Origin of the sequence: Brevibacillus sedimenti (genome assembly GCF_020923495.1) — a bacterium.
GTDB lineage: Bacteria > Bacillota > Bacilli > Brevibacillales > Brevibacillaceae > Brevibacillus > Brevibacillus aydinogluensis.
In genome coordinates this window covers 3,064,371-3,084,191 of sequence record NZ_CP064048.1, presented here as the reverse complement: position 1 = coordinate 3,084,191, position 19,821 = coordinate 3,064,371, and the positions used below count along the sequence as shown (strand labels likewise).

Here is a 19,821-nt window from a genome sequence, read left to right as displayed (position 1 = left end):
TCCCTAGTGGTACAGCAGATAGGACTTGCGCAGTTTCTTGAATGCGTCCAATTCACCCCGCCACGATTTGACGATCTCCTCGACAGGCGTGCCTGCGTCCATCGCCTTGCGGACCTTGTCCGATCCGGTCAACTTGTCGATCCAGTTGTCGGCTCTCCAGGCGAAGTCGTCCGGATACAGGTCTTTGACTTCCTCGATAATGGCGAGAGCTGTGTGAATCGGATCGTACTTGTTCCGGTCGGTCACGTATACCTGCAGCCCGCCGACATTCACGCCCGCGTGCTTGGAAAACGTCGGATTGAAATACGCCTCGCGGAAGCTGACACCAGGCAGTCGGCGCGCATTCATCCGGTCGGCCAGCTCCCACGCCTTGATGTATGGTGCACCGATCAGTTCAAAGGGCCGCGTCGTTCCCCGGCCTTCGGACAGGTTGGTCGCTTCAAACAGACAGTTGCCCGGATAGACCGTCGCTGTCTCCAACGTCGGCATGTTGGGGGAAGGCAGCACCCAGGGAAGACCCGTTTCATCATACCACATGTCCCGCTTCCAGCCTTTCATCTTCACGACCGTGAGATCCGCTTTTTTCCCGATCTCCTTTTCCAGATACTGATCGTTAAACAGCATGGCCAGTTCACCCACGGTCATACCGTGGCGAATCGGGATGGGGTAAATTCCGACAAACGACTCGTAACCGGGCTCGAGAACGGGGCCCTCCACTTTTTCCCCGCCGATCGGGTTGGGTCTGTCCAACACAATAAACGGTTTGTCCTCCAATGCGGCCGCTTTCATCGCGTACGCCATCGTTGATATGTAGGTATAGAATCGGGAACCGACATCCTGGATGTCAAACAACACGACATCCACATCCCGAAACAGCGGCGCGATCTCTTCCGGCGACTTGTTGTACAGGTTGTAAAACGGCAGCCCCGTTTTCGGGTCTTCGTAGGTGCCAGGCGCCGAACCGGCCTGTTCTGTTCCGCGAATACCGTGCTCCGGTCCGTAGACGGCCACCAGGTTCACTTTTTTGGCCAGCAGGGCATCGACGTCGTGCGTCAGATCACTGGTAACACCGGTCGGGTTGGTGATCAACCCCACTCTTTTCCCTTTGACCAGATCCGGTTTGTCAAGCAGCACCTCGATGCCCGTCTGGACGCTGCGGCCGTTTGGCTTATCCTTGGCCAATCCGGGAGCGGCCGCACCCGCCATGCTTATCGTACCCAGCAGTGCCAGTGACAGAAGAAGCATCGACCAGCGGATGAGTATCAACAGGATCACCTCGTGTGTGAACATAGTCGACTGCAAATGGAAAAAGCCGCGACATTCCCTTTCACCTTGTCGAGAAAACCCGCTTGACTCCTGCCCCCTCCTCTCTGGAATGGAGATTTCTTTGACAGAAAATTCTGTAAGTATATCCTAATCATATAGGCTGTCCAGTCTTTTTTCTTGGGAATGATTACCTATATTTATGTATTTTCTTCAAATATTTCCCTTACTATACACCTAGTTCCTTTTGACTAGAGAGATTGGCAGGAAACGTACGCGGCCAGCGCTCTACTTTCATACGAAAAATAGCCGCGCCCACATCCGGACTGGATGCAGACGCGGCCGCATGCTCCTGGTGGGCAACAATTACGGGGAGCCCACGGGCGTTCTCCGTGACACCGACGAACGGGCAAACCATCGTGCGTCGGACTGGATATCCCGGTCAAATACGAACACCGTGATCGCGACATCGCTTGCGAGATTGATGTCCGCAAACAGCGTAACAAGTTTCGCGTGGACCAGTTTTTCCAGTTTCTCAACCACCTCGGCATGTTTGTAAATGTCTTTGACCATTTTCGTTCTCGTCTCATGGATGATGCGCCGGCCCTCTTCCGAATCAATCATCCACTTTTCCACGTCGGTCAAGTTGCCAGTCATCTCGGTGATGGCCCACGGGCCCACGAATCGCGTCCGGATCTTCTGCGGGCCGCAGCCCACGTATTCCTTGCGAATCTCGCGTACGAGCTTGCTGAATTCATGTTCCACACGTCTGGACATCCAATCACCACATCTCATGCCAACATTTACTCTTTCAATCCCTGCCCCATGCCTTTCAACAGGTTGAGGCCGAAGCTGATCGCCCGGTTAATGTCAGGGTCCTGCAGCGCTCTGACCAGGTCAAACAGGCCCACTTTGCTGTCCTGTTCGAGCCCTGCTTTGGCCTGCTGCAGCCCTTGGACCAGACTGCCGACCAGCTTTTTGGTCATGTCCGGCTCGATTTCCGCCAGAGCTTCGGCCGCTGCCATCGCGTTGTTGATCGAGTTGGTGACAGGCGGGCGAAGCAGTTGGCCCACGGCGATCTTGGCCACCTTTTCCTTTGCTTCGATGAGCGACTTCAGCGCCTCCAGAATGCCGCTGTCATGCAATTCCTGCAGCAGTTTCAGCGCTTCGCGGATGCCTTCCGCGTGCTGCGCCGCATCTTGTTTCACCTGCTCCAGCGCCTGCGCCTGCTTTTCTGCTTCGGTGAGCACAGGCCGCACGATTTTCGTCGTCGGTTTTGCCATTATTGCGCACCTCCTGCCGCGTTGACATCTGCGATGGGCTCGTAGTCGCTGCGCGCCCATTTGCGTTCCACCTGCACGCCCAACTGCGGGTTGCGCTTGGCGTAGCGCGGATTGTATCTCGGCAGCGGATTTTCCCCGTCCCGTTCGAGGATTTCCATGCGCACCTTGGCCTGCTTGTAGGCCGGGGTCTGCGTCCGCACGTCCACGGCGTTGCCGGTCAGGATGTTGATCGCGTTTTCGTGGCTGGCGGAGTGCATCGGGACAAACAGTTCCTTGCCGTGGACGCGATTGGTGACCACCGCCCGCAGCTTGATTGCGCCGTACGGGGACACCAGGCGGACCAGCGTGCCGTCCTGAATGCCGCGTTCGCGGGCCAGCTCCGGCGACACTTCGACGAAGACGTCCGGCACCTTGTAGGTAATACCTGAAGATTTGCCGGTCAGATTGCCCTCGTGGAAATGTTCCAGCATCCGGCCGTTGTTGACGACGAGGTCAAATTCCGCCGGATATTCGACCGGCGGCACGTAATCCACCAGCGACAAGCGCGCCCGGCCGTCCGGGAAGTTGAAGCGCTCCTTGTAGAGAAGCGGTTCGTCCGTTCCATCCGGGTGAACCGGCCACACCAGGCTGTTCCAGCCTTCCAGACGATCGTAGGAGACGCCGGCGAAAAACGGCGTGAGCGAGGCGATTTCGTCCATGATTTCGCCCGGGTGGCTGTAGTTCCAGTCGAAGCCCATCCGCTTGGCGACTTCCTGAATGATCCACCAGTCCGGCTTGGACTCCCCAAGCGGTTCAAACACCTGGTACAGACGCTGAATGCGGCGCTCCGTATTGGTAAACGTCCCTTCCTTTTCGAGAGACGGCGCGGCCGGCAGAATCACGTCGGCAAACTGGGCCGTCTTGGTGAAAAAGACGTCCTGCACGACGAAGAATTCCAGCTGGCTTAACATCTCATGGACGTGGTTGGAGTTGGAATCCACCCAGGCCATGTCTTCGCCTACCACGTACATCGCTTTCAGCGTGCCTTTGCCGATCGCTTCCAGCATTTGAATGCTGGTCAGTCCCGGCTCGCTGGAAATGGATACACCGTAAGCGTGTTCAAACCGCTTCCGGGCCACCTCATCTTTGACGCTCTGATACCCCGGCAGGAAGCTGGGCAGCGCCCCCATGTCGCAGGTGCCCTGCACGTTGTTGTGGCCGCGCAGCGGATAGGCGCCCGCCCCCGGACGGCCGAAGTTGCCGGTGATCAATAGCAGGTTGGCAATCGCCATGGAAGTGTGCGAACCGGCGACATTCTGCGTCACGCCCATTCCCCACAGCACGCACGTGCCGTCCGCTTCGTGAATCATCGTCGCGGCTTTGATCAGCTGTTCCTTCGGGATGCCGGTCACCTCTTCCGCATAGTCCAGCGTGTACTTTTCCACATGTTTCAGGTATGCTTCGTAGTTGTTCACGCGGGCTTTGATAAAGGCTTCGTCATGCCATCCCTGATCGATGATGTACTTGGCCACAGCCGTGATCCAGACAAAGTCTGTCCCCTGCCGCGGGTGCAGGAACAAGTCGGAACGTTCCGCCATCTCGTGTTTGCGCAGATCGGAGACGATCAGTTTCTGGCCGTACAGCTTCTTCGCCCGTTTGATGCGGGTGGCAAGCACCGGATGCCCCTCCGCCGGGTTGGCTCCGACAATGATCACCAATCCAGCGGATGCGATGTCCTTGATCGTGCCGGAGTCACCGCCAATGCCCACCGTATTCATCAGCCCGTCTGAAGCCGGCGTCTGACAGTAACGGGCGCAGTTGTCCACGTTGTTGGTTTCAAATACCTGACGGGCCAGCTTCTGCACCAGGTACGCTTCCTCGTTGGTCGTCTTGGACGAACTGATGAAGCCGAGCGCGCTGCCGCCATGCGTTTGCTTGATCGCGCCCAGTTTCTCGGCAATCAGCGTGAGTGCTTCGTCCCAGCTCGCCGGAACGAATGCGTCCCCTCGTCGGATCAGCGGCGTGGTCAGGCGCTGGTCGCTGTTGACAAAATCCCAGCCGAACTTGCCTTTGACGCATGTGGAAACGCTGTTGACCGGCGCATCTTCCGTCGGTTCAATTTTCAAAATCTGGCGTCCTTTCGTCCACACTTCAAACGAACAGCCCACACCGCAGAACGTGCAGACCGTCTTGGTCTTCTTCGTGCGGGTCTCACGCATGGCCGCTTCGATTTCGGAAATGGCCATGACGCTGCCATAGTCCGGCTCCACTTGCTTGACCAGATCGATCATCGGATTGAGCAGGTCTTTGTCCAGGCCGGTCATGAACCCCGCTTGGCCCAGCATCGACTTCTCCATCAGCGCGTTGCACGGGCATACGGTGACGCACTGGCCGCAGGAGACACAGGACGACTCGTTGATCGGCTTGTCGTCGTCCCAGATGACCCGCGGCATATCCCGCGCCCAGTCAATGGTCAGCGTTTCGTTCACCTGCAGATCCTGACACACCTCGACGCAGCGTCCGCACAAAATGCACTGGTTGGGATCGTAGCGGTAAAACGGGTGGGACATGTCGACTTCGTACCCTTTTTCCCGGAACGGACGGTTTTGATGCTGCACGTGCAGGAGTTCTGTCGTGTTGTGCACGCGGCAGTTTCCGTTGTTGTTGTCGCACACCGTACAGTAGAGCATGTGGTTTTCCAGTACCCGGTCCATCGCTTCCATTTGGGCGGCGCGGGCACGGGCGGATGCGCTCTCGATCTGCATGCCCTCGGTGATCGTCGTCGAGCAGGCGCGCATGATCTTGCCGTCGACCTCGCACATACAGGTGTCGCAGCTCTGAATCGGCCCCAACACCGGCGAATAGCAGATGTGCGGATGTTCGATCCCGTTCTCCAGCATGTAGTCCAGGACGCGGGTGCCTGTTTTGGCCTCGTGTACCTCACCATTCAAGTGGAATCGCACTGTTTTCTGTTCCATCGGTCCCTCCTCTGAAGCAAAAAACCCACCATAAAACAACCCGCGCCTGCAAAAAGCGCTCAAGCTGTTTTATGGTGGGTTAATACTTAGCATCTTCCATACCAGTTATCAATCCCGCCATAAGAACTGAGAAGCCAGGATGTGCCAGAAATGAGTGCATTCCTGCAAGCATCAATGAACTTCTCACCCTCATTATAACCAAATGGAGGAAGATTGCAAGGTAAAAACGCTTGCACGCGGCCTCATCATCCGACAGGAAATAGGATGTTTATGGCGAATCTCATCCAATATAAGAGAGAAAAACAAAAAAGGAAGGATGCCGCAATGGACTGCATTTTTTGCAAAATCGTGCAGGGAGAACTGCCGTCGAAAAAGGTGTATGAGGACGATCACATCCTGGCGTTTCACGACATCAATCCGATCGCGCCGGTGCATGTGCTGGTCATTCCGAAGAAGCACATCTCCTCGCTGATGGAGATTCAGCCGGAAGACAAGGAGCTGATCGGCCATCTGCACCTGGGTCTGCAAAAAGTAGCCGAGCTGACCGGCGTGAACCAGGACGGATTCCGCGTCGTGACCAACATCGGCAAGCACGGCCAGCAGACCGTCTTCCACATTCACTACCACGTGATCGGCGGCCGTCAGCTGCAGTGGACGATGTAAGCGGCCACAGCACCGAGCCGCATGAAAAAAGACAACGCTTGCCCGTACGGTAGGGCGCGTTGTCTTTTTTTCTATCCATCCGATTGGAGCTGACCGGCCAGATGGCGGGCGATCAGCTTGCCGTGGAAGCGGCCGTTCTCGATGAAGATGGCGTTGGCGTGGTGACCGGAGGCAATGACGCCGGCGATGTAGAGACCGGGAACATTGGTCTCCATCGTCTCGGGATCGTGTACGGGTACGCCGCTTTCGGGGTCTATCTTCCCGCCCAGGGCGTGCAGCAGCGTCCGGTCGGGACGGAATCCGATCAGCGATAAGACGAAGTCGTTTTCCAGCGTGAGCGTTTTTCCCTGTTGCACTATGTGGACTTCCCGCTCTGTAATGACCTGCACAGTCGCTTCGTAGAGAATGCGAATCCGGCCTTTCTGCACCATGCTTTCAAACACGGGACGCGTCCACGCCTTGACGCGGTCGGACAACTGCGGCTTGCGGCAAATCACGGTCACTTCGGCTCCCGCCCGCTCCAGCTCCAGCGCGGCGTCCACCGCCGAGTTGTTGCCGCCGACAATCGCCACTTTCATCCCGCTGTACGGGTGGGCTTCCGTGTAAAACGACGAAACTTTCGGCAGATCCTCGCCCGGCACGCCCAAGCGGTTGGGGTTGTCAAAATAGCCGGTGGCGATGATCAGGCGCCGGCACTCATACGTCTGCACCGCCTGAAACCGGTCGACGGTCGTCAGCCGAAACCCGTCCGCCGTCCGCTCCGCCGCCGTCACCGTCTCGTAACAGCGGACGCGCAGGTCATTGCGCGTTGCCACCAGCCGGTAGTAGTTGAGCGCTTCCAGTCTGGTCGGCTTTTCGTTGGCCGTGGTAAACGGAATATCGCCGATCTCCAGCAATTCCGGCGTGCTGTGAAAGATCATGTACGTCGGATACCGGTAGATGGAATTGACCAAGGGCCCTTTTTCAATCACGAGCGGGTCGATCCCTGCCCGCTTGCATTCCACCGCAGCCGCCAATCCGCACGGTCCGGCTCCGATGATAATCACCTGTTCCATATCCTCGTTCCTTCCTTTTCCTTCCTCACGTTCTGGCAGCCGTATTTTCATGATACCATACCCGCCGAGAGAGAAAAGTCCGGAATGTGCATCGAATTTCCATGAATTCATTCGATTTCCAGAAATTAAGCGGTGAATGTGCACATGGTTCCCTTTACACTGGATGTGATTGGTCTGCCGCCAAAAAAAATTTGACTATTTGAGTGAGTGCAACTATGCGAAAAAGAACCGTACATATGACAAGTCTATCGCTTCTGTGGATCGTTTCCCTCCTGTTTTTGACCATCGCGGTGCCCGCGTCGACAGCCAAAACCATGCCGCTGAAAGACATTGCCGACAGCTATGCGGAAGAGCAGATCCTGTCGCTGGTGAAGGCCGGCGTGATTGTCGGCGACCCTGACGGCTATTTCCGCCCCCACCAGTCCGTCAAACGGGCGGAGTTCGTCGCCTTGCTGAACCGCACACTGGGTATTCGCCCCGTCTCCAGCCAGATTCAGGCCTATACGGACGTGCCGAAATACGTCTGGTCCTATGGCGACGTGCAGGCGTCTGCTGCCTTGGGCATCGTCAACGGCACCAGTGTGACGACCTTTGCGCCGAATCGCACGCTTACCCGCCAGGAAGCGGCCGTAATCATCATGCGGGCGTTGGGCACAAAGCCCAGCGGGACGCCTAGCCTCCCCGTTGCTGATTCCTCCCTAATCGCGGCATGGGCAAAACCGTACGTAAGCGAAGCACTCAAGACCAAACTGCTGGTCGGCTACGCGGGTCACTTCCGCCCCACTGATCCAATCAGCAGGGAAGAGACGGCCGTCATTCTGCACCGGGTGCTGTCGCGTCTGGACAAACAACCGCCCAAACCTCCCGTCGTCCTCGGCTGGCAGTACCAGTCGACCACCCAGGAATTTCTCAACCTGGTGAACGGCTCCGAGGTCAATACGCTCTCGCCCCGCTGGTTTTTTCTAAATCCGGACGGGTCCATATCGGATTCCGCCGATCCATCGCTCGTCCAATGGGCACACGAAAAGGGGAAGAAGGTGTGGGCGCTGTTCGGCAACCGCTTTGACGCGAAGGCGACACACGATATCCTGTCAACCCCGGCCAAAATGAACGCCCTCGTGGACAAGCTGGCTGCGCTCGTGGATACGTACCGGCTGGACGGGATCAACGTCGACTTTGAAAACATGTATCCGGCCGACAGAATCGCCTTCACCACATTTGTCCGCGAACTCTCGGCCGCCTTGCACGCAAAGGGAGCGGTTGTCTCCGTCGACGTGCCGCGCGATTTGCACAGCGACTGGAGCGATCCCTACGATTACGCCGCATTGGCCCAACATGCCGACTACCTGGTGCTGATGGGGTATGAAGAGCATTGGAGCGGCGGTGCGAAAGCCGGTTCCGTCTCCTCCCTCCCGTGGCTGGCCGACAGCATCTCGGGACTGGTTGGACGGGTCCCGGCCGGCAAGCTGATCGTTGGGCTGCCGCTCTACACGCGGGATTGGTATCAGTCGAACGGCAAATGGCTCTCCGCCGACCTGACCATTCCCCAATCCTACCAGTTGGCCACTGCCAGCGGTGCGAGCATCCGCTGGGATTCCACACTTGGCCAGTACCGGGTAAGTTATCGAAAAAACGGGGTATCGCACACGATCTGGATGGAAGAGAGCCGTTCCATCGGACGAAAAGTGGAAACCAGTCTGAACTGGCCAGTGGCTGGGTTCGCGTTTTGGTACGTGGGATCGCCGGTGCCGGATATTTGGACAGCGGTGTCCAACGCAATTACCCTGCAGCAGGTCAGAGCAAACGTCCAATTGTAGCGACAAAAAGAGTCCTGCCCCCTGCAGAATCTTCACTGGCAAGAAAACGGCTGTCCGTCAATCGGACAGCCGTTTTTATGATGACTTGTCATTCAAATTCGGGAGCATGCCGTTCGCTCAGCCGATTTCCTGAAGCAGCTTTCCGCGCAGCTTGGCCAGCATGTCCTCGGTCATCTTCTCCAGATCGTACTCCGCCTTGAAGCCCCACTCTTCCCGGGCAGCAGACGCGTCAATGGAGTTTGGCCAACTTTCCGCGATCGCCTGGCGCACCGGGTCCACCTGATAATCCAGCGTAAAATCAGGGATGTGCTTGCGGATCGCGGCGGCGATCTGTTCCGGCTCCACGCTCATCGCCGTGACGTTAAACGCGTTGCGGTGCTTCAATTTGGCCGGATCGGCCTCCATCAGCGCAATAATCGCGTTCAGCGCGTCCGGCATGTACATCATGTCCATGTACGTATCCTTGGCGATGTAGGAGGTATAGGCGCCGCGGCGGATCGCTTCGTAGTAGATCTCCACCGCGTAGTCGGTCGTGCCTCCGCCCGGCGGCGCGACGTACGAAATCAGGCCGGGGAAACGGACGCCGCGGGTGTCGACGCCAAACTTGTGGAAGTAGTAGTCGCACAGCAGCTCGCCGGACACCTTGTTCACACCGTACATGGTCGTCGGCCGCTGAATGGTGTCCTGCGGCGTGTTGTCTTTCGGTGTGGTCGGGCCAAACGCGCCGATGGAGCTGGGCGTAAAGAACTTGCAGTTCAGTTCGCGGGCCACCTCCAGCGCATTGACCAGACCGCCCATATTGAGATTCCAGGCCAGGAGCGGTTTGGCCTCCGCCGTAGCGGAGAGCAGTGCAGCCAGGTGAATGATCGTATCCACCTTGTGCGTGCGTGCAAGCTCAAACATGGCCTTGTCATCCATCACGTCCAGGATGGCAAACGGACCGGACTGCACTACCGGGTTGTCCTCCGGCTGGCGGATGTCAGTGGCGATGACGTTATCTGCTCCATATACGTCGCGCAGTTTCATGGTGAGTTCGGAGCCGATTTGTCCGAGGGCCCCGGTAATCAGTATCCTTTTCATTTCAAAATCCCCATTTCTTTGCCCACTTTTTCGTAGATGTCCAACGCGCGGTCCAGCATTTCTTTCGTATGGGCGGCCGTCGGCATGTTGCGCACACGCCCCGTGCCTCTTGGCACCGTCGGGAAGACGATCGCCTTCGCGTAAACGCCCGCTTCATACAAGCGTTTGCTGAACTCCTGAGTCTGCTGTTCGTCACCAATGATACAAGGGGTGATCGGCGTCTCGCTGTGTCCGATGTCAAAGCCCAGCGCTTTCAGGCCGTTCTTCAGGTAGTTGCCGTTTTCCCACAGGCGCTCCTGCAGTTCCGTGCTGTTTTGCAGAATGTCAATGGCAGTGATGCAAGCGGCCACGTCTGCCGGCGTCAGTGCCGTGGAGAACAGGAACGGGCGAGAACGCACCTTCAGCCAGTCGATCAGCTCCTTGCGGCCGGCCACGTATCCGCCGACCACGCCGATCGCCTTGGAAAGTGTCCCGATCTGGAAGTCGATCTTATCCGACAGGCCGAAATGCTTGACTGTGCCTGCGCCGTTGCCGAGAACCCCGGAACCGTGCGCGTCGTCGACGTAGGTGATCAGGTCAAATTCTTCCGCCACCTCGACGATTTCCGGCAGCTTGGCAATGTCGCCGTCCATGGAGAAGACACCGTCAGTGATCACCATGATCTTTTTGTATTTGCCCGATTCCTTCGCTTCCTTGGCCTTGGCCCGCAGATCGTCGATGTCGGAGTGGTTGAACCGGATGATCTGCGCCTTGGACAGCCGGCAGCCGTCAATAATGGACGCGTGGTTCAGTTCGTCGGACAGGATCGCGTCGTTCTTGTCCATGACTGCGGAGATCGCGGCCATGTTGCAGTTAAACCCGGATTGATAGGCAATGGCGGCTTCCGTGTGCTTGAAAGCGGCCAGCTTTTCTTCGAGCTGAACGTGCAGCTCCAGCGTACCGTTGATCGTCCGCACCGCACCTGCGCCGACGCCGTACGTTTGAGCGGCCTTGACCGCAGCGTCGATCAAGCGCTGATCCGTGGCCAACCCCAGATAGTTATTGGACGACAGATTGATCAGTTCTTTTCCGGAAATGGTAATGACGGGGCCGTTAGCGCTTTGCAGAGGATCGATTACGTTGTACAGCCCTTTGCTTTTCAAGTCGGCCAAATTCTCGTGAAGAAATTGTTCCAACACCTTGCTTGCCAAGATAAATCCCTCCTGACCGGATCGTCTTTTTCGCGACGGACCATCTGATTTCTCACAAACAGTCGCAATCCGATGCACAAATGTCCTCGTGGAAAAGACGTTTTATCCGTTTGAAAAAAGCGATAAATCAATGTTCTTTACTACAACGATATCATTGTTTTCACAAAATGTCCATATGACAAAGACAAAAAAGTAAGCGCTATCAACTCATGGCAGCATGTTTACCATACCCAGCGGCGTCTGTTCGCATGTACCTGATGCCCGCTCGGTTGTTCGGCTGCAGGCCGGCAAAAGGCAATTCTCAACCTATCCTCTTTTTGCTAGAATATATGTTCGGTATCTTAGACTAGAATGGTGATGTGAACATGACGGTGACCAAACAGCGTGACGCTCTGCAGCTCTTAAAGACCATCCCTTTGTTTCCCTGGTACGTGGAAAAGTTCGTGGAGCACAAGAAGGCGAAAAAACACTCCCCTTCCACGCTGTTGGGGTATTTGCGCGACTTCGCCTTCTTTTTTCGCTGGTTGATGGCCGAGGGGTTGACCGACGCGCCGGAGATGAAGCAGATTCCGCTGCACGTGCTGAACGACTTGAAAAAGGAAACCGTGGAGAGCTACATCCTTTACCTGCAGGAATCCCACCTCTACGAGCGGGCCGCTCTCTTGGACAAGCCCACGCGCAGTTCCCGCCGGGAGTACAGCGATCAGACGATCAAGCGGAAAATCTCCAGTCTGAAGTCGCTGTTCCATTACCTGGCGTCGCTGGCGGAAGACGAAAACGGTGAATCCTACCTCACCCGCAACGTCATGGCCAAAATCGAGGTGGAGGCGGACGAACTGACCCCGCTCGCCCGGGCTCACGCCATGCGCGCCAAGATCTTGATCGACGGGGAGATACACCAGTTCGTCGACTTTGTCTACAACGGCTATCTGGCCCACTGCACGACCACAAAAAAACAGCAGTACCATTACCAGAACCGCGATCGGGACGCAGCGATCATCGCCCTGATCCTGTCCGGGGGGTTTCGCGTATCGGAAATCGTCAACCTCAATCTGTCCGACGTGGTGCTGGAAAAAAACCAGCTCAAAATGGTGCGGAAAGGAAAAAAGGAAGACGCGCCGTTTTTCAGCGACTGGGGCAAAGAGTACCTGCAGCGCTACCTGCAGGTGAGGAGCAAGTACCAACCGGCCGCAGGGGAACAGGCGGTGTTTCTTGCCGTATCGCCGACCAAACCGCACGGTCATCGGATCGAGGTGCGCTCCGTGCAAAAGCTGGTGAAAAAATACGCCCAGGCGTTTGGCATTCCCGACCTGTCCGTTCACAAGCTTCGGCACAGTTTTGCCACCCAGTTTCTCCGGCTTAACCCCGATCCGCACCAGCTTCAGGCACAGTTGGGCCACTCCAAACTGGAAACGACGATGCAGTACGCTCATGTGCTGGAAGATGCCTTGAGCGAAGCGGTCAACCGGACGACCCGAACGGTGGGCACGCTCTCCCCCGATACAACAGAGACGCACGATCCGACGGAGGAATCCTAGGGGTTTCAAATGAGCAAGACCTGCTTGCCGCAGCGGGCCCCACTCCACTTCGGCGGCGACAGTGCGCGGCATGAAAAACAGGTCCGGCCATGCTGGCGTTCGGACCTGTTGTGCTTGGATGGATGTGCGGCCGCTGTCACGTGCGCATCCGGTTGCTTTCCATCTGCCGAAGCTCGACGCGGCGGATTTTGCCGGACGTGGTCTTGGGCAGATCGGCGACGAATTCGATCTTGCGCGGGTATTTATAGGGGGCAGTCAGTTTCTTGACGTGTTCCTGCAGCTCACTGACCAGCGCATCGGACGGCGAGGCTCCCTGTTTCAGCACGACAAACGCTTTGACGACGTGGCCGCGTTCCGGGTCCGGACTGGCGACAGCGGCGCATTCCGCTACTGCCGGATGCTTGACCAGGGCATCCTCCACTTCAAACGGGCCGATCGTGTATCCGCCGGAGATGATGATGTCGTCGGCGCGGCCCTCGAACCAGATGTAGCCGTCCTCGTCCATGCGTCCCTGGTCGCCGGTGATGTACCAATTGCCGCGAAAAGCCTTGGCCGTTCGCTCCGGATCGTTTAGATAACCCTTGAACAGGGCGATCATCCCGCGGTCGATGGCGATGTCCCCCACGCTGCCTTGGGGCACCTCGTTCCCTTCCTCATCGACGATGGCCACGCGGACGACGGGAGAAGGGCGGCCCATCGAACCGGGCTTGGGGTCCATGCCGGCAAACGTCCCGATCAGGAGCGTGTTTTCCGTCTGGCCGTATCCGTCGCGCACAGTGATGGAAAAGACTCGGCGGAAGGTGTCAATCACTTCCCGGTTGAGCGGTTCGCCGGCGGAACATGCCGTCCGCAGCGCCTTCAGCCGGTATTGTTCCAGACCGGAGACTTTGGCCATCAGCCGGTACTCGGTCGGCGTGGCACACAGGACGGTAATGGGGTACTGCTGCATCAGCGTGAGATAGGCGGTCGGGTCGAAGCGTCCCTTGTACACGAATGCGGTCGCACCCATGCCCAGCGTGGAGACGAACGGGCTCCACACCCATTTGGCCCAGCCGGGTCCGGCCGTCGCCCAAACGAGGTCCTCCTCACGCACATCCAGCCACAGCTTGGCGGCCACTTCCAGGTGAGCGTACGGCCAGCCATGCACGTGCATCACGCCCTTGGGACCGCCGGTCGTGCCCGACGTGTACGACAAAAAGGCCAGTTCGTCCGAGCGCGTATCGGCGCAGACAAATTCATCGGATTGTTCGCCCAACAGTTCAGTCAGGGCAATCCAGCCTTCGCGCGCCTTGCCGATGGTGACCAGTACCGTAAGCGATGGACATTGGCCGCGAATCCCGTCTACTTCCTCCACGATGCCGTCAAAGCCGATCACAGCCTTGGCCGGTGCGTGATTGACGCGGTATTCGATATCTTTGCCGCGCAGCATCTCGGAACCAGGAATGATCACTGCCCCCAACTTGAGCAGCCCAAGGTACAGCCCGTACGCTTCCTTGCCTCGCGGAACGAGCACGAGAACCTTGTCCCCCGGGAAATCCCGAGCGACTGCAATCCGTTGGCGATGCGGTTGGAAAAACGGCGCAGTTCGCCGTACGAAACGATGGTTTCCTGACCGTCATTGGCAACTTCCCACACGGCCGGCTTGTCGGGGTGGCGGTTGGCCCACTCATCCACCTGTGCGGCAAAATTGTATCGTTCCGGCATTGTAAGCTGCATGAACATTCCCCCATTTCAAACAGGTATATAGGGTTACTTCTTCATTTTTTCAATTTTCCCTTTTTGGAAAATCATTCGACTTTTCCGATCAAAGGTACTGCCTGGTTCAAACAAACTGCCTGGCAAAGAAGAAAAAAGCTCCCGCGCCGCCGCGCGAGAGCAAAGCCTGTCCGCTCGTTATTCCGGAATGACGCGTTTGATCGTGACGACGCGTTTTTCCCAATTGGTGCCAAAGAATGTGGAGTACGTGACCCCCGGCTTGCCATAGGTGTGCAGAATTTTTCCGTCCCCTGCGTAAATGGCCACGTGCGTGATCCGGTCTGAACTGCTGCCGGAACTGCGCATGAAGATGAGATCTCCTTTTTTCAGCTGGCTTTTGGATACGGTTTTGCCGACAGTCGACTGCTGGCGGGAATCGCGAGGCAGGGTGATGCCTGCTTCCCTGAATACGCGCTGGGTAAACGACGAGCAGTCAAACGTACTGGTCGTATTGCTGCTGGAACCGTACTTGTACGGCGTCCCCAGGTACTTTTCGCCGATGCGGATGATCTGGTCCGCGATGCTGCTCACACTCTCGTTACTGCTCGACGCTTTCGGCGCAGCTGACGCCGTCGCCACATAGCGGCGGGCCCCCAGAAACTTGCTGGCGTAATCGGAGAGCTGCTTGAGAACGACCTGATCCTCGCGTTGGGACGAATAGACGAACTGGCCGCCGCCGATGTAGATGCCCATATACGTCGGTTTACTGCCGCCGCTGGACGAGAAGAAGAGCAGGTCACCCGCCTGCAGTTCATTCCTGCTCACCGGGGTACCGCCGCTGTACAGAGCCGTCATCGTATTGGCGATACGCATACCCGCCTGTCTGTAGACGTAAGTTGCAAACTGCGCGGAACCAAACGATTCCGGTCCTTCCGCCTTGTATTGGTAGTCTTTTCCGATCAAGGATTTGGCCGTCTGCACAATCGTTTCGGACATGGCAGAATTTTGCGAATATGCTGCTGCTTGTCCGACCTGACCACCCAGCAACAGGGATGTACTCAGCAAGAGGCCGATCGTTGATTTCCTTATCCAATCCCGTTTCGTCATCCTCTTTTCCTCCTTGTCATGATGTGATCCCGGTCAAGGGGTACATGGACAAGGGTAACGTAGGAAAAACAGGCAGATAACCCCTAAAAATTTTCCAATGCGGTAATTGGGACCTTGGAACCAGCTGCACTGCTACGTGACAGGACAGCGCTGCACACCGCTGTTCATCTGTGGGCAGCCCCATTTGGACAAGGCCGTTTCACACCAAAAAAACAGCCATCTATTGCCACAAACAGGCAACGAGATGGCTGCATGGTTGTCACACGATTACAAGATTACACCAGCTTGGCTGTAAAACTTCCCCATGTTTCGCCGCCCCACAGCAGCGCGAAGCGGTCGTTGTCCGCCACCGGACCGACGCCGGCCGGAGTCCCTGTGAAGATTACGTCTCCCTCGCCCACGCCAAAATGCTCATGCGTGTAGCGAATGATGGTCATCAGGTCAAAGATGACGTCGCGGATGTTTCCCCGCTGGACTTCCTCCCCGTTTTTTTGCAGGGAAAAATCGGTGGCGTGACAAGCTGCCAACCCCGGAAACGGCCGAAATGCCGTCAAGACGGCAGAATTGCGGAATCCTTTGGCCAACAGCCAGGGATGTCCTTTCTTTTTTAATTCGGATTGCACATCCCGCAGCGTGAAGTCTATCCCCAGGGCGATCTGATCCACCATCTCCTCCAGCGTCAGGCCCGGTTCGTACGGCCGGGCGATGCGAATCACCAGTTCGGCCTCGTAGTGCAGCTCGCCGCGGCTGCCCGGCAGCTCCAGCTGCTGCCCGTTTGCGTATGCGAGCGCATGCGTCGGCTTGCTGAACAGCATCGGATACTCCGGCACGGCATTGCCCAGTTCGGCCGCATGCAGACGGTAGTTGCGCCCTACGCAGTAAATGTTGCGGATCTGTTCCATGTCCATTCGCTCCTTTATATCTGTTGGTGCTGGCTTCTCCTCCTTACTATATCACGCCAATTTTTGGCTGGACAGCTACTCTGTTTCCCCGCTGCCCCATACAGCGCCGTACCAGAGCCGGGCATTGCCCTCCGCCTCCAGGGCGCAGACGGTGTCGCACAGCGAATCCAATACGGTTTCCAGATCGCGCTCCCCGCCGGCCGGCCAGTAAAACCGGTAATAGAGCATGCCTGCCGCTGCGTCCAATTGGTGAGCCGTCACCTGCAGGTCCCTTTTCCCGATGATGACGCTCTGCCGTGCCCGCAGCGTGTCGGAGAGGGGAAATATCCCGTCCCACGCCTGTGGATCGTATTGCGAGGTGACTTCCACCAACAGACGAGCGGAGTCGTGATCGCGCTGAAACGCGACGCGATCCTCCCGATAGAAGCCGCGTCCGGAAGGCAGGTGGTCTTCGATGGCAAAGCGGATACCCGCCGGGAGATCGGCAGGTTTCAACGCCGCGACCAGCCTTCCCGGGAGCCAAAAAAAGTCGTCCGGATGCCGCACCAGCTTTGCTCCCATCACATACAAGCTGACACGCCCCCGTTCTTGCCGCACTTCTACAAACATGACGGCACCTCCTCGTCTTACAGTATGGTCAGAGGCGCTCGCCCCAAAACAAAAAGGGAGGCAGTCGTCGGATCGACTGCACTCCCGTTCTCGCAGCGTTTTCATTCCGTTGTCCGTTAGGAGTAAAAGCCAGGTCGCGATCCTCCCTGCGCAGACGGCGGTTTGGGATTGGCGCAGGGGGTGATGGATCGTTACTGGAGTGTCGACATGTCGGTAGCCTGACGGAACGCTTGCAGGAAGTTGTCCGCCGGATGGGCGCCGGACAGCGCCAGTTTGCCGTCGATGATGAAAAACGGAACGCCGGTGATGTTCAATTCGCGTGCATACGCCAGGTCTTCGGCAATCTCCTCCCGTTTGGCGTCGGAGACAAGCTGGCTGCGGACCCAGTCAGCATCCATCCCCTGGGAGACGGCGATGGCGGCAAGCACATCCAGGCTGCCGATGTCTTTCCCTTCCTCAAAGTACGCCTGAAAAATCGCGTCCACCAGGTCGGTCGCCTTCTCCGGCGGCGCCAGTTTGATCAATGTATGGGACGCATACGTATTGGGCCACATTTTCACCCGGTCAAAGCGAAACGGAACGCCTGCCGCCTCACCCGCGTTGGCGGCATGCTGCACCATACGCTCCACGACGTCGCGACCGCCTTTCATCGCCGCCATCGTGTCCCAAAACGGCAAGCCCTCTTTGGGCGTATCCGGATTGAGCTGGTACGCGCGGTAACGAATTGTCACAGGCTCGCCGCCCCACTGACGAATCGCGTCAAACAAATGTTTTTTGCCGATGCGGCACCACGGGCAGATCGTGTCCTGAAAAATTTCAATGATCATGCTGAAAACTCCCTTCTGTGCAACTGAGGATTTCCAAGGCAGGCACAATTCATGCTCGAATGGTGAGCGGACGGACTGCCTCACCATCCGAAACGCATAAAAAAAGCCCAAGCGAAATGCGCTTGCGCTTTTTCGAATCTCGTCTAGGTTGTGGTTTGAGCTGATGCAAAAAGGTACAACGGTACGTGAACACGTACCATGTACCGTCTTGTACGGGATAGGTATGGTGCGGTCGAGAGGACTTGAACCTCCACGGTGTTGCCACCACTAGAACCTGAATCTAGCGCGTCTGCCAATTCCGCCACGACCGCATGGTACGGTGTGTATTGCAGGTATTCACATTGTCAATTAACTGCTGTTTTCCGGATTAAGCTGCCCGTACATGGCCCTGCTTGCACAAGAGGGATAATGGATGGTGCGGTCAAGAGGACTTGAACCTCCACGGTGTTGCCACCACTAGAACCTGAATCTAGCGCGTCTGCCAATTCCGCCATGACCGCATGTACATGGTGCCGAATCGCTGCACCGGTGTCGCTGTACGCGAAACGTTGTTTTAATGGCGGAGCTGACGGGACTCGAACCCGCGACCTCCGGTGTGACAGACCGGCGTGAACTCCAGCTTCACCACAGGTCCGTGTCTTCTGCCATCTGCTGATTTTCATCTCAGCGACTCTTGTAATATAGCATGGTCGAAAGGGAAAAAGCAAGCACTTTTTTGTCGTTCTTTGAAAAAATTTTTCATAGATTTACCATGCAAATTTCGCTACAATTTACCATAGAGACTTGCGGAAAATGCTGAATGATGGAGACGAACGACAATGAAACCAACTTCACGAATTTTCACTATCCTCTCCTTTATTGCCTTGACGGCGTCAGCGGCGATCCCGACAGCCGCCGCGCAGGAATCTCCCGCTGTCTATGTTGTGGCGGCCGGAGACACCTTGAGCAAAATCGCGCGTGAACACGGGACGACCGTGCAGGCGCTGATGCAGATGAACAACTTGACATCCGACCGGCTGGCGATCGGACAGAAGCTGAACCTGCCGCTCTCCGAAATCGCCCATGCTGAAACGCCGGTTCCACAACTTGCTGATGTTTCGCCGGCTTCCGGCAGCGATGTCGGTGTCCGCCCACCGGATATTGCTGATAGCCGGAACATGACAGTGACGGCGGATGTGCTGAATGTGCGTCAAACGCCTTCCCTCGACGGCGCGATTCTGGGAAAACTCCCCTTCGGCACCGTCGTGCAAATCCTGGAGCATGGTGCTGAATGGAGCAAAATCGCCTATGGATCGACGGAAGCATACGTCTACACTACCTATCTGAGCGACACCGCTGCCACTGCTCCTTCTGCTTCGCTGCCCGTTTTTTCTGATGATACCCGCGGCGCGGATCGTCTGCAGGCGATCGTCCAGCCGCTGCTGAAGACCCCTTACGTGTATGGTGGAACGACACCGGACGGATTTGACTGCAGCGGCTTTACCGCCTACGTCCTTCAGCAGCTTGGCGTCACGCTGCCACGCACGTCGGAGGAACAGTTTGCCGGTGGACAAGCCGTTCCCTTGGAACAGGCCGTACCGGGCGACTTGCTCTTCTACGACTCGCTGAACAAAGGGCGCGTCTCCCACGTCGCCCTCTACATGGGCAACGGCCTCATTGTCCACGCCAACGGAACCGACGTCCGTTACGAAAAAGTGGAAAACATGCACAAGCTCTACCCCTTTTACGGAGTGAAGCGCTACCTGATCCAATAGCTCCAATAGATCGCTCAGCGCGAACAAGAAACGGCAAGGCTTGCACTGGCCCTGCCGTTTTTTTATTTGTCATATACCCCT

15 protein-coding genes, 3 tRNA genes and 1 pseudogene are annotated in these 19,821 nt (G+C 57.1%); 4 read left to right on the top strand and 15 right to left on the bottom strand.

Annotated elements, in window-relative coordinates; translation table 11 throughout:
- Positions 1-3 precede the first annotated feature (3 nt).
- The 4 genes from IRT44_RS15150 to fdhF form a co-directional block, all read right to left on the bottom strand.
- Positions 4-1,245: an exo-beta-N-acetylmuramidase NamZ family protein gene (locus tag IRT44_RS15150; protein WP_212132047.1), complete on the bottom strand. Its 1,242-nt coding sequence runs from the start codon at positions 1,243-1,245 to the stop codon at positions 4-6.
- A gap of 384 nt (positions 1,246-1,629) precedes the next feature.
- Positions 1,630-2,040, bottom strand: coding sequence for a Na-translocating system protein MpsC family protein (locus tag IRT44_RS15145; protein ID WP_230076921.1), 411 nt, complete (start codon positions 2,038-2,040; stop codon positions 1,630-1,632).
- A 26-nt stretch (positions 2,041-2,066) separates the two neighbouring features.
- Positions 2,067-2,546 carry a helical membrane plugin domain-containing protein gene (locus IRT44_RS15140; RefSeq protein ID WP_171564855.1) on the bottom strand — a complete coding sequence of 160 codons (480 nt, stop codon included), beginning with the start codon at positions 2,544-2,546 and terminating at the stop codon, positions 2,067-2,069.
- Positions 2,546-5,503 (bottom strand): formate dehydrogenase subunit alpha, encoded by a 2,958-nt coding sequence (fdhF, locus tag IRT44_RS15135; RefSeq protein ID WP_171564856.1) that lies wholly within the window; start codon positions 5,501-5,503, stop codon positions 2,546-2,548. Before fdhF ends, IRT44_RS15140 begins: the two co-directional genes overlap by 1 nt.
- A 324-nt stretch (positions 5,504-5,827) precedes the next feature.
- Between fdhF and IRT44_RS15130 the strand changes: the two genes are divergently transcribed.
- A complete protein-coding gene (locus IRT44_RS15130; RefSeq protein ID WP_171564857.1) occupies positions 5,828-6,166 on the top strand; it encodes a histidine triad nucleotide-binding protein in 339 nt (112 codons plus the stop codon).
- Positions 6,167-6,237: 71 nt separating this feature from the next.
- Here IRT44_RS15130 and IRT44_RS15125 read toward each other — a convergent pair whose 3' ends face one another.
- Positions 6,238-7,221 (bottom strand): YpdA family putative bacillithiol disulfide reductase, encoded by a 984-nt coding sequence (locus IRT44_RS15125; RefSeq protein WP_171564858.1) that lies wholly within the window; start codon positions 7,219-7,221, stop codon positions 6,238-6,240.
- A gap of 236 nt (positions 7,222-7,457) precedes the next feature.
- On the opposite strand from IRT44_RS15125, the gene IRT44_RS15120 reads away from it, so the two are divergent.
- Positions 7,458-9,038, top strand: coding sequence for an S-layer homology domain-containing protein (locus IRT44_RS15120; protein WP_230076920.1), 1,581 nt, complete (start codon positions 7,458-7,460; stop codon positions 9,036-9,038).
- Between the two features lie 117 nt (positions 9,039-9,155).
- Here IRT44_RS15120 and IRT44_RS15115 read toward each other — a convergent pair whose 3' ends face one another.
- On the bottom strand, positions 9,156-10,118 hold the full coding sequence (locus IRT44_RS15115) for an L-threonine 3-dehydrogenase (RefSeq protein WP_171564860.1): 963 nt from the start codon (positions 10,116-10,118) through the stop codon (positions 9,156-9,158).
- On the bottom strand, positions 10,115-11,308 hold the full coding sequence (locus IRT44_RS15110) for a glycine C-acetyltransferase (RefSeq protein WP_171564861.1): 1,194 nt from the start codon (positions 11,306-11,308) through the stop codon (positions 10,115-10,117). The genes IRT44_RS15115 and IRT44_RS15110 overlap by 4 nt, the downstream gene beginning before the upstream one ends.
- Positions 11,309-11,673: 365 nt before the next feature.
- Between IRT44_RS15110 and xerS the strand changes: the two genes are divergently transcribed.
- A complete protein-coding gene (gene xerS / locus IRT44_RS15105) occupies positions 11,674-12,846 on the top strand; it encodes a tyrosine recombinase XerS (RefSeq protein ID WP_212131970.1) in 1,173 nt (390 codons plus the stop codon).
- A gap of 136 nt (positions 12,847-12,982) precedes the next feature.
- Here the strand turns inward: xerS and IRT44_RS15100 are convergent.
- The 8 genes and pseudogenes from IRT44_RS15100 to IRT44_RS15065 form a co-directional block, all read right to left on the bottom strand.
- Positions 12,983-14,562: pseudogene (locus IRT44_RS15100) on the bottom strand (acyl-CoA synthetase).
- Positions 14,563-14,739: 177 nt separating this feature from the next.
- Entirely contained in the window at positions 14,740-15,648 is a 909-nt protein-coding gene (locus IRT44_RS15095; RefSeq protein ID WP_230076919.1) for a C40 family peptidase, read from the bottom strand.
- Between the two features lie 275 nt (positions 15,649-15,923).
- A complete protein-coding gene (locus IRT44_RS15090; RefSeq protein ID WP_171564865.1) occupies positions 15,924-16,550 on the bottom strand; it encodes a fumarylacetoacetate hydrolase family protein in 627 nt (208 codons plus the stop codon).
- A gap of 75 nt (positions 16,551-16,625) precedes the next feature.
- Positions 16,626-17,159: a hypothetical protein gene (locus IRT44_RS15085; RefSeq protein ID WP_230076918.1), complete on the bottom strand. Its 534-nt coding sequence runs from the start codon at positions 17,157-17,159 to the stop codon at positions 16,626-16,628.
- Between the two features lie 191 nt (positions 17,160-17,350).
- Positions 17,351-17,986 (bottom strand): DsbA family oxidoreductase, encoded by a 636-nt coding sequence (locus IRT44_RS15080; RefSeq protein WP_171564867.1) that lies wholly within the window; start codon positions 17,984-17,986, stop codon positions 17,351-17,353.
- A gap of 224 nt (positions 17,987-18,210) precedes the next feature.
- Positions 18,211-18,297 (bottom strand) — tRNA-Leu (locus IRT44_RS15075).
- A 102-nt stretch (positions 18,298-18,399) separates the two neighbouring features.
- Positions 18,400-18,486: transfer RNA gene (locus IRT44_RS15070), tRNA-Leu, on the bottom strand.
- 57 nt (positions 18,487-18,543) lie between these two features.
- Positions 18,544-18,620: transfer RNA gene (locus IRT44_RS15065), tRNA-Asp, on the bottom strand.
- A gap of 184 nt (positions 18,621-18,804) precedes the next feature.
- On the opposite strand from IRT44_RS15065, the gene IRT44_RS15060 reads away from it, so the two are divergent.
- Positions 18,805-19,740 carry a C40 family peptidase gene (locus IRT44_RS15060; RefSeq protein WP_230076917.1) on the top strand — a complete coding sequence of 312 codons (936 nt, stop codon included), beginning with the start codon at positions 18,805-18,807 and terminating at the stop codon, positions 19,738-19,740.
- Positions 19,741-19,821 lie beyond the last annotated feature (81 nt).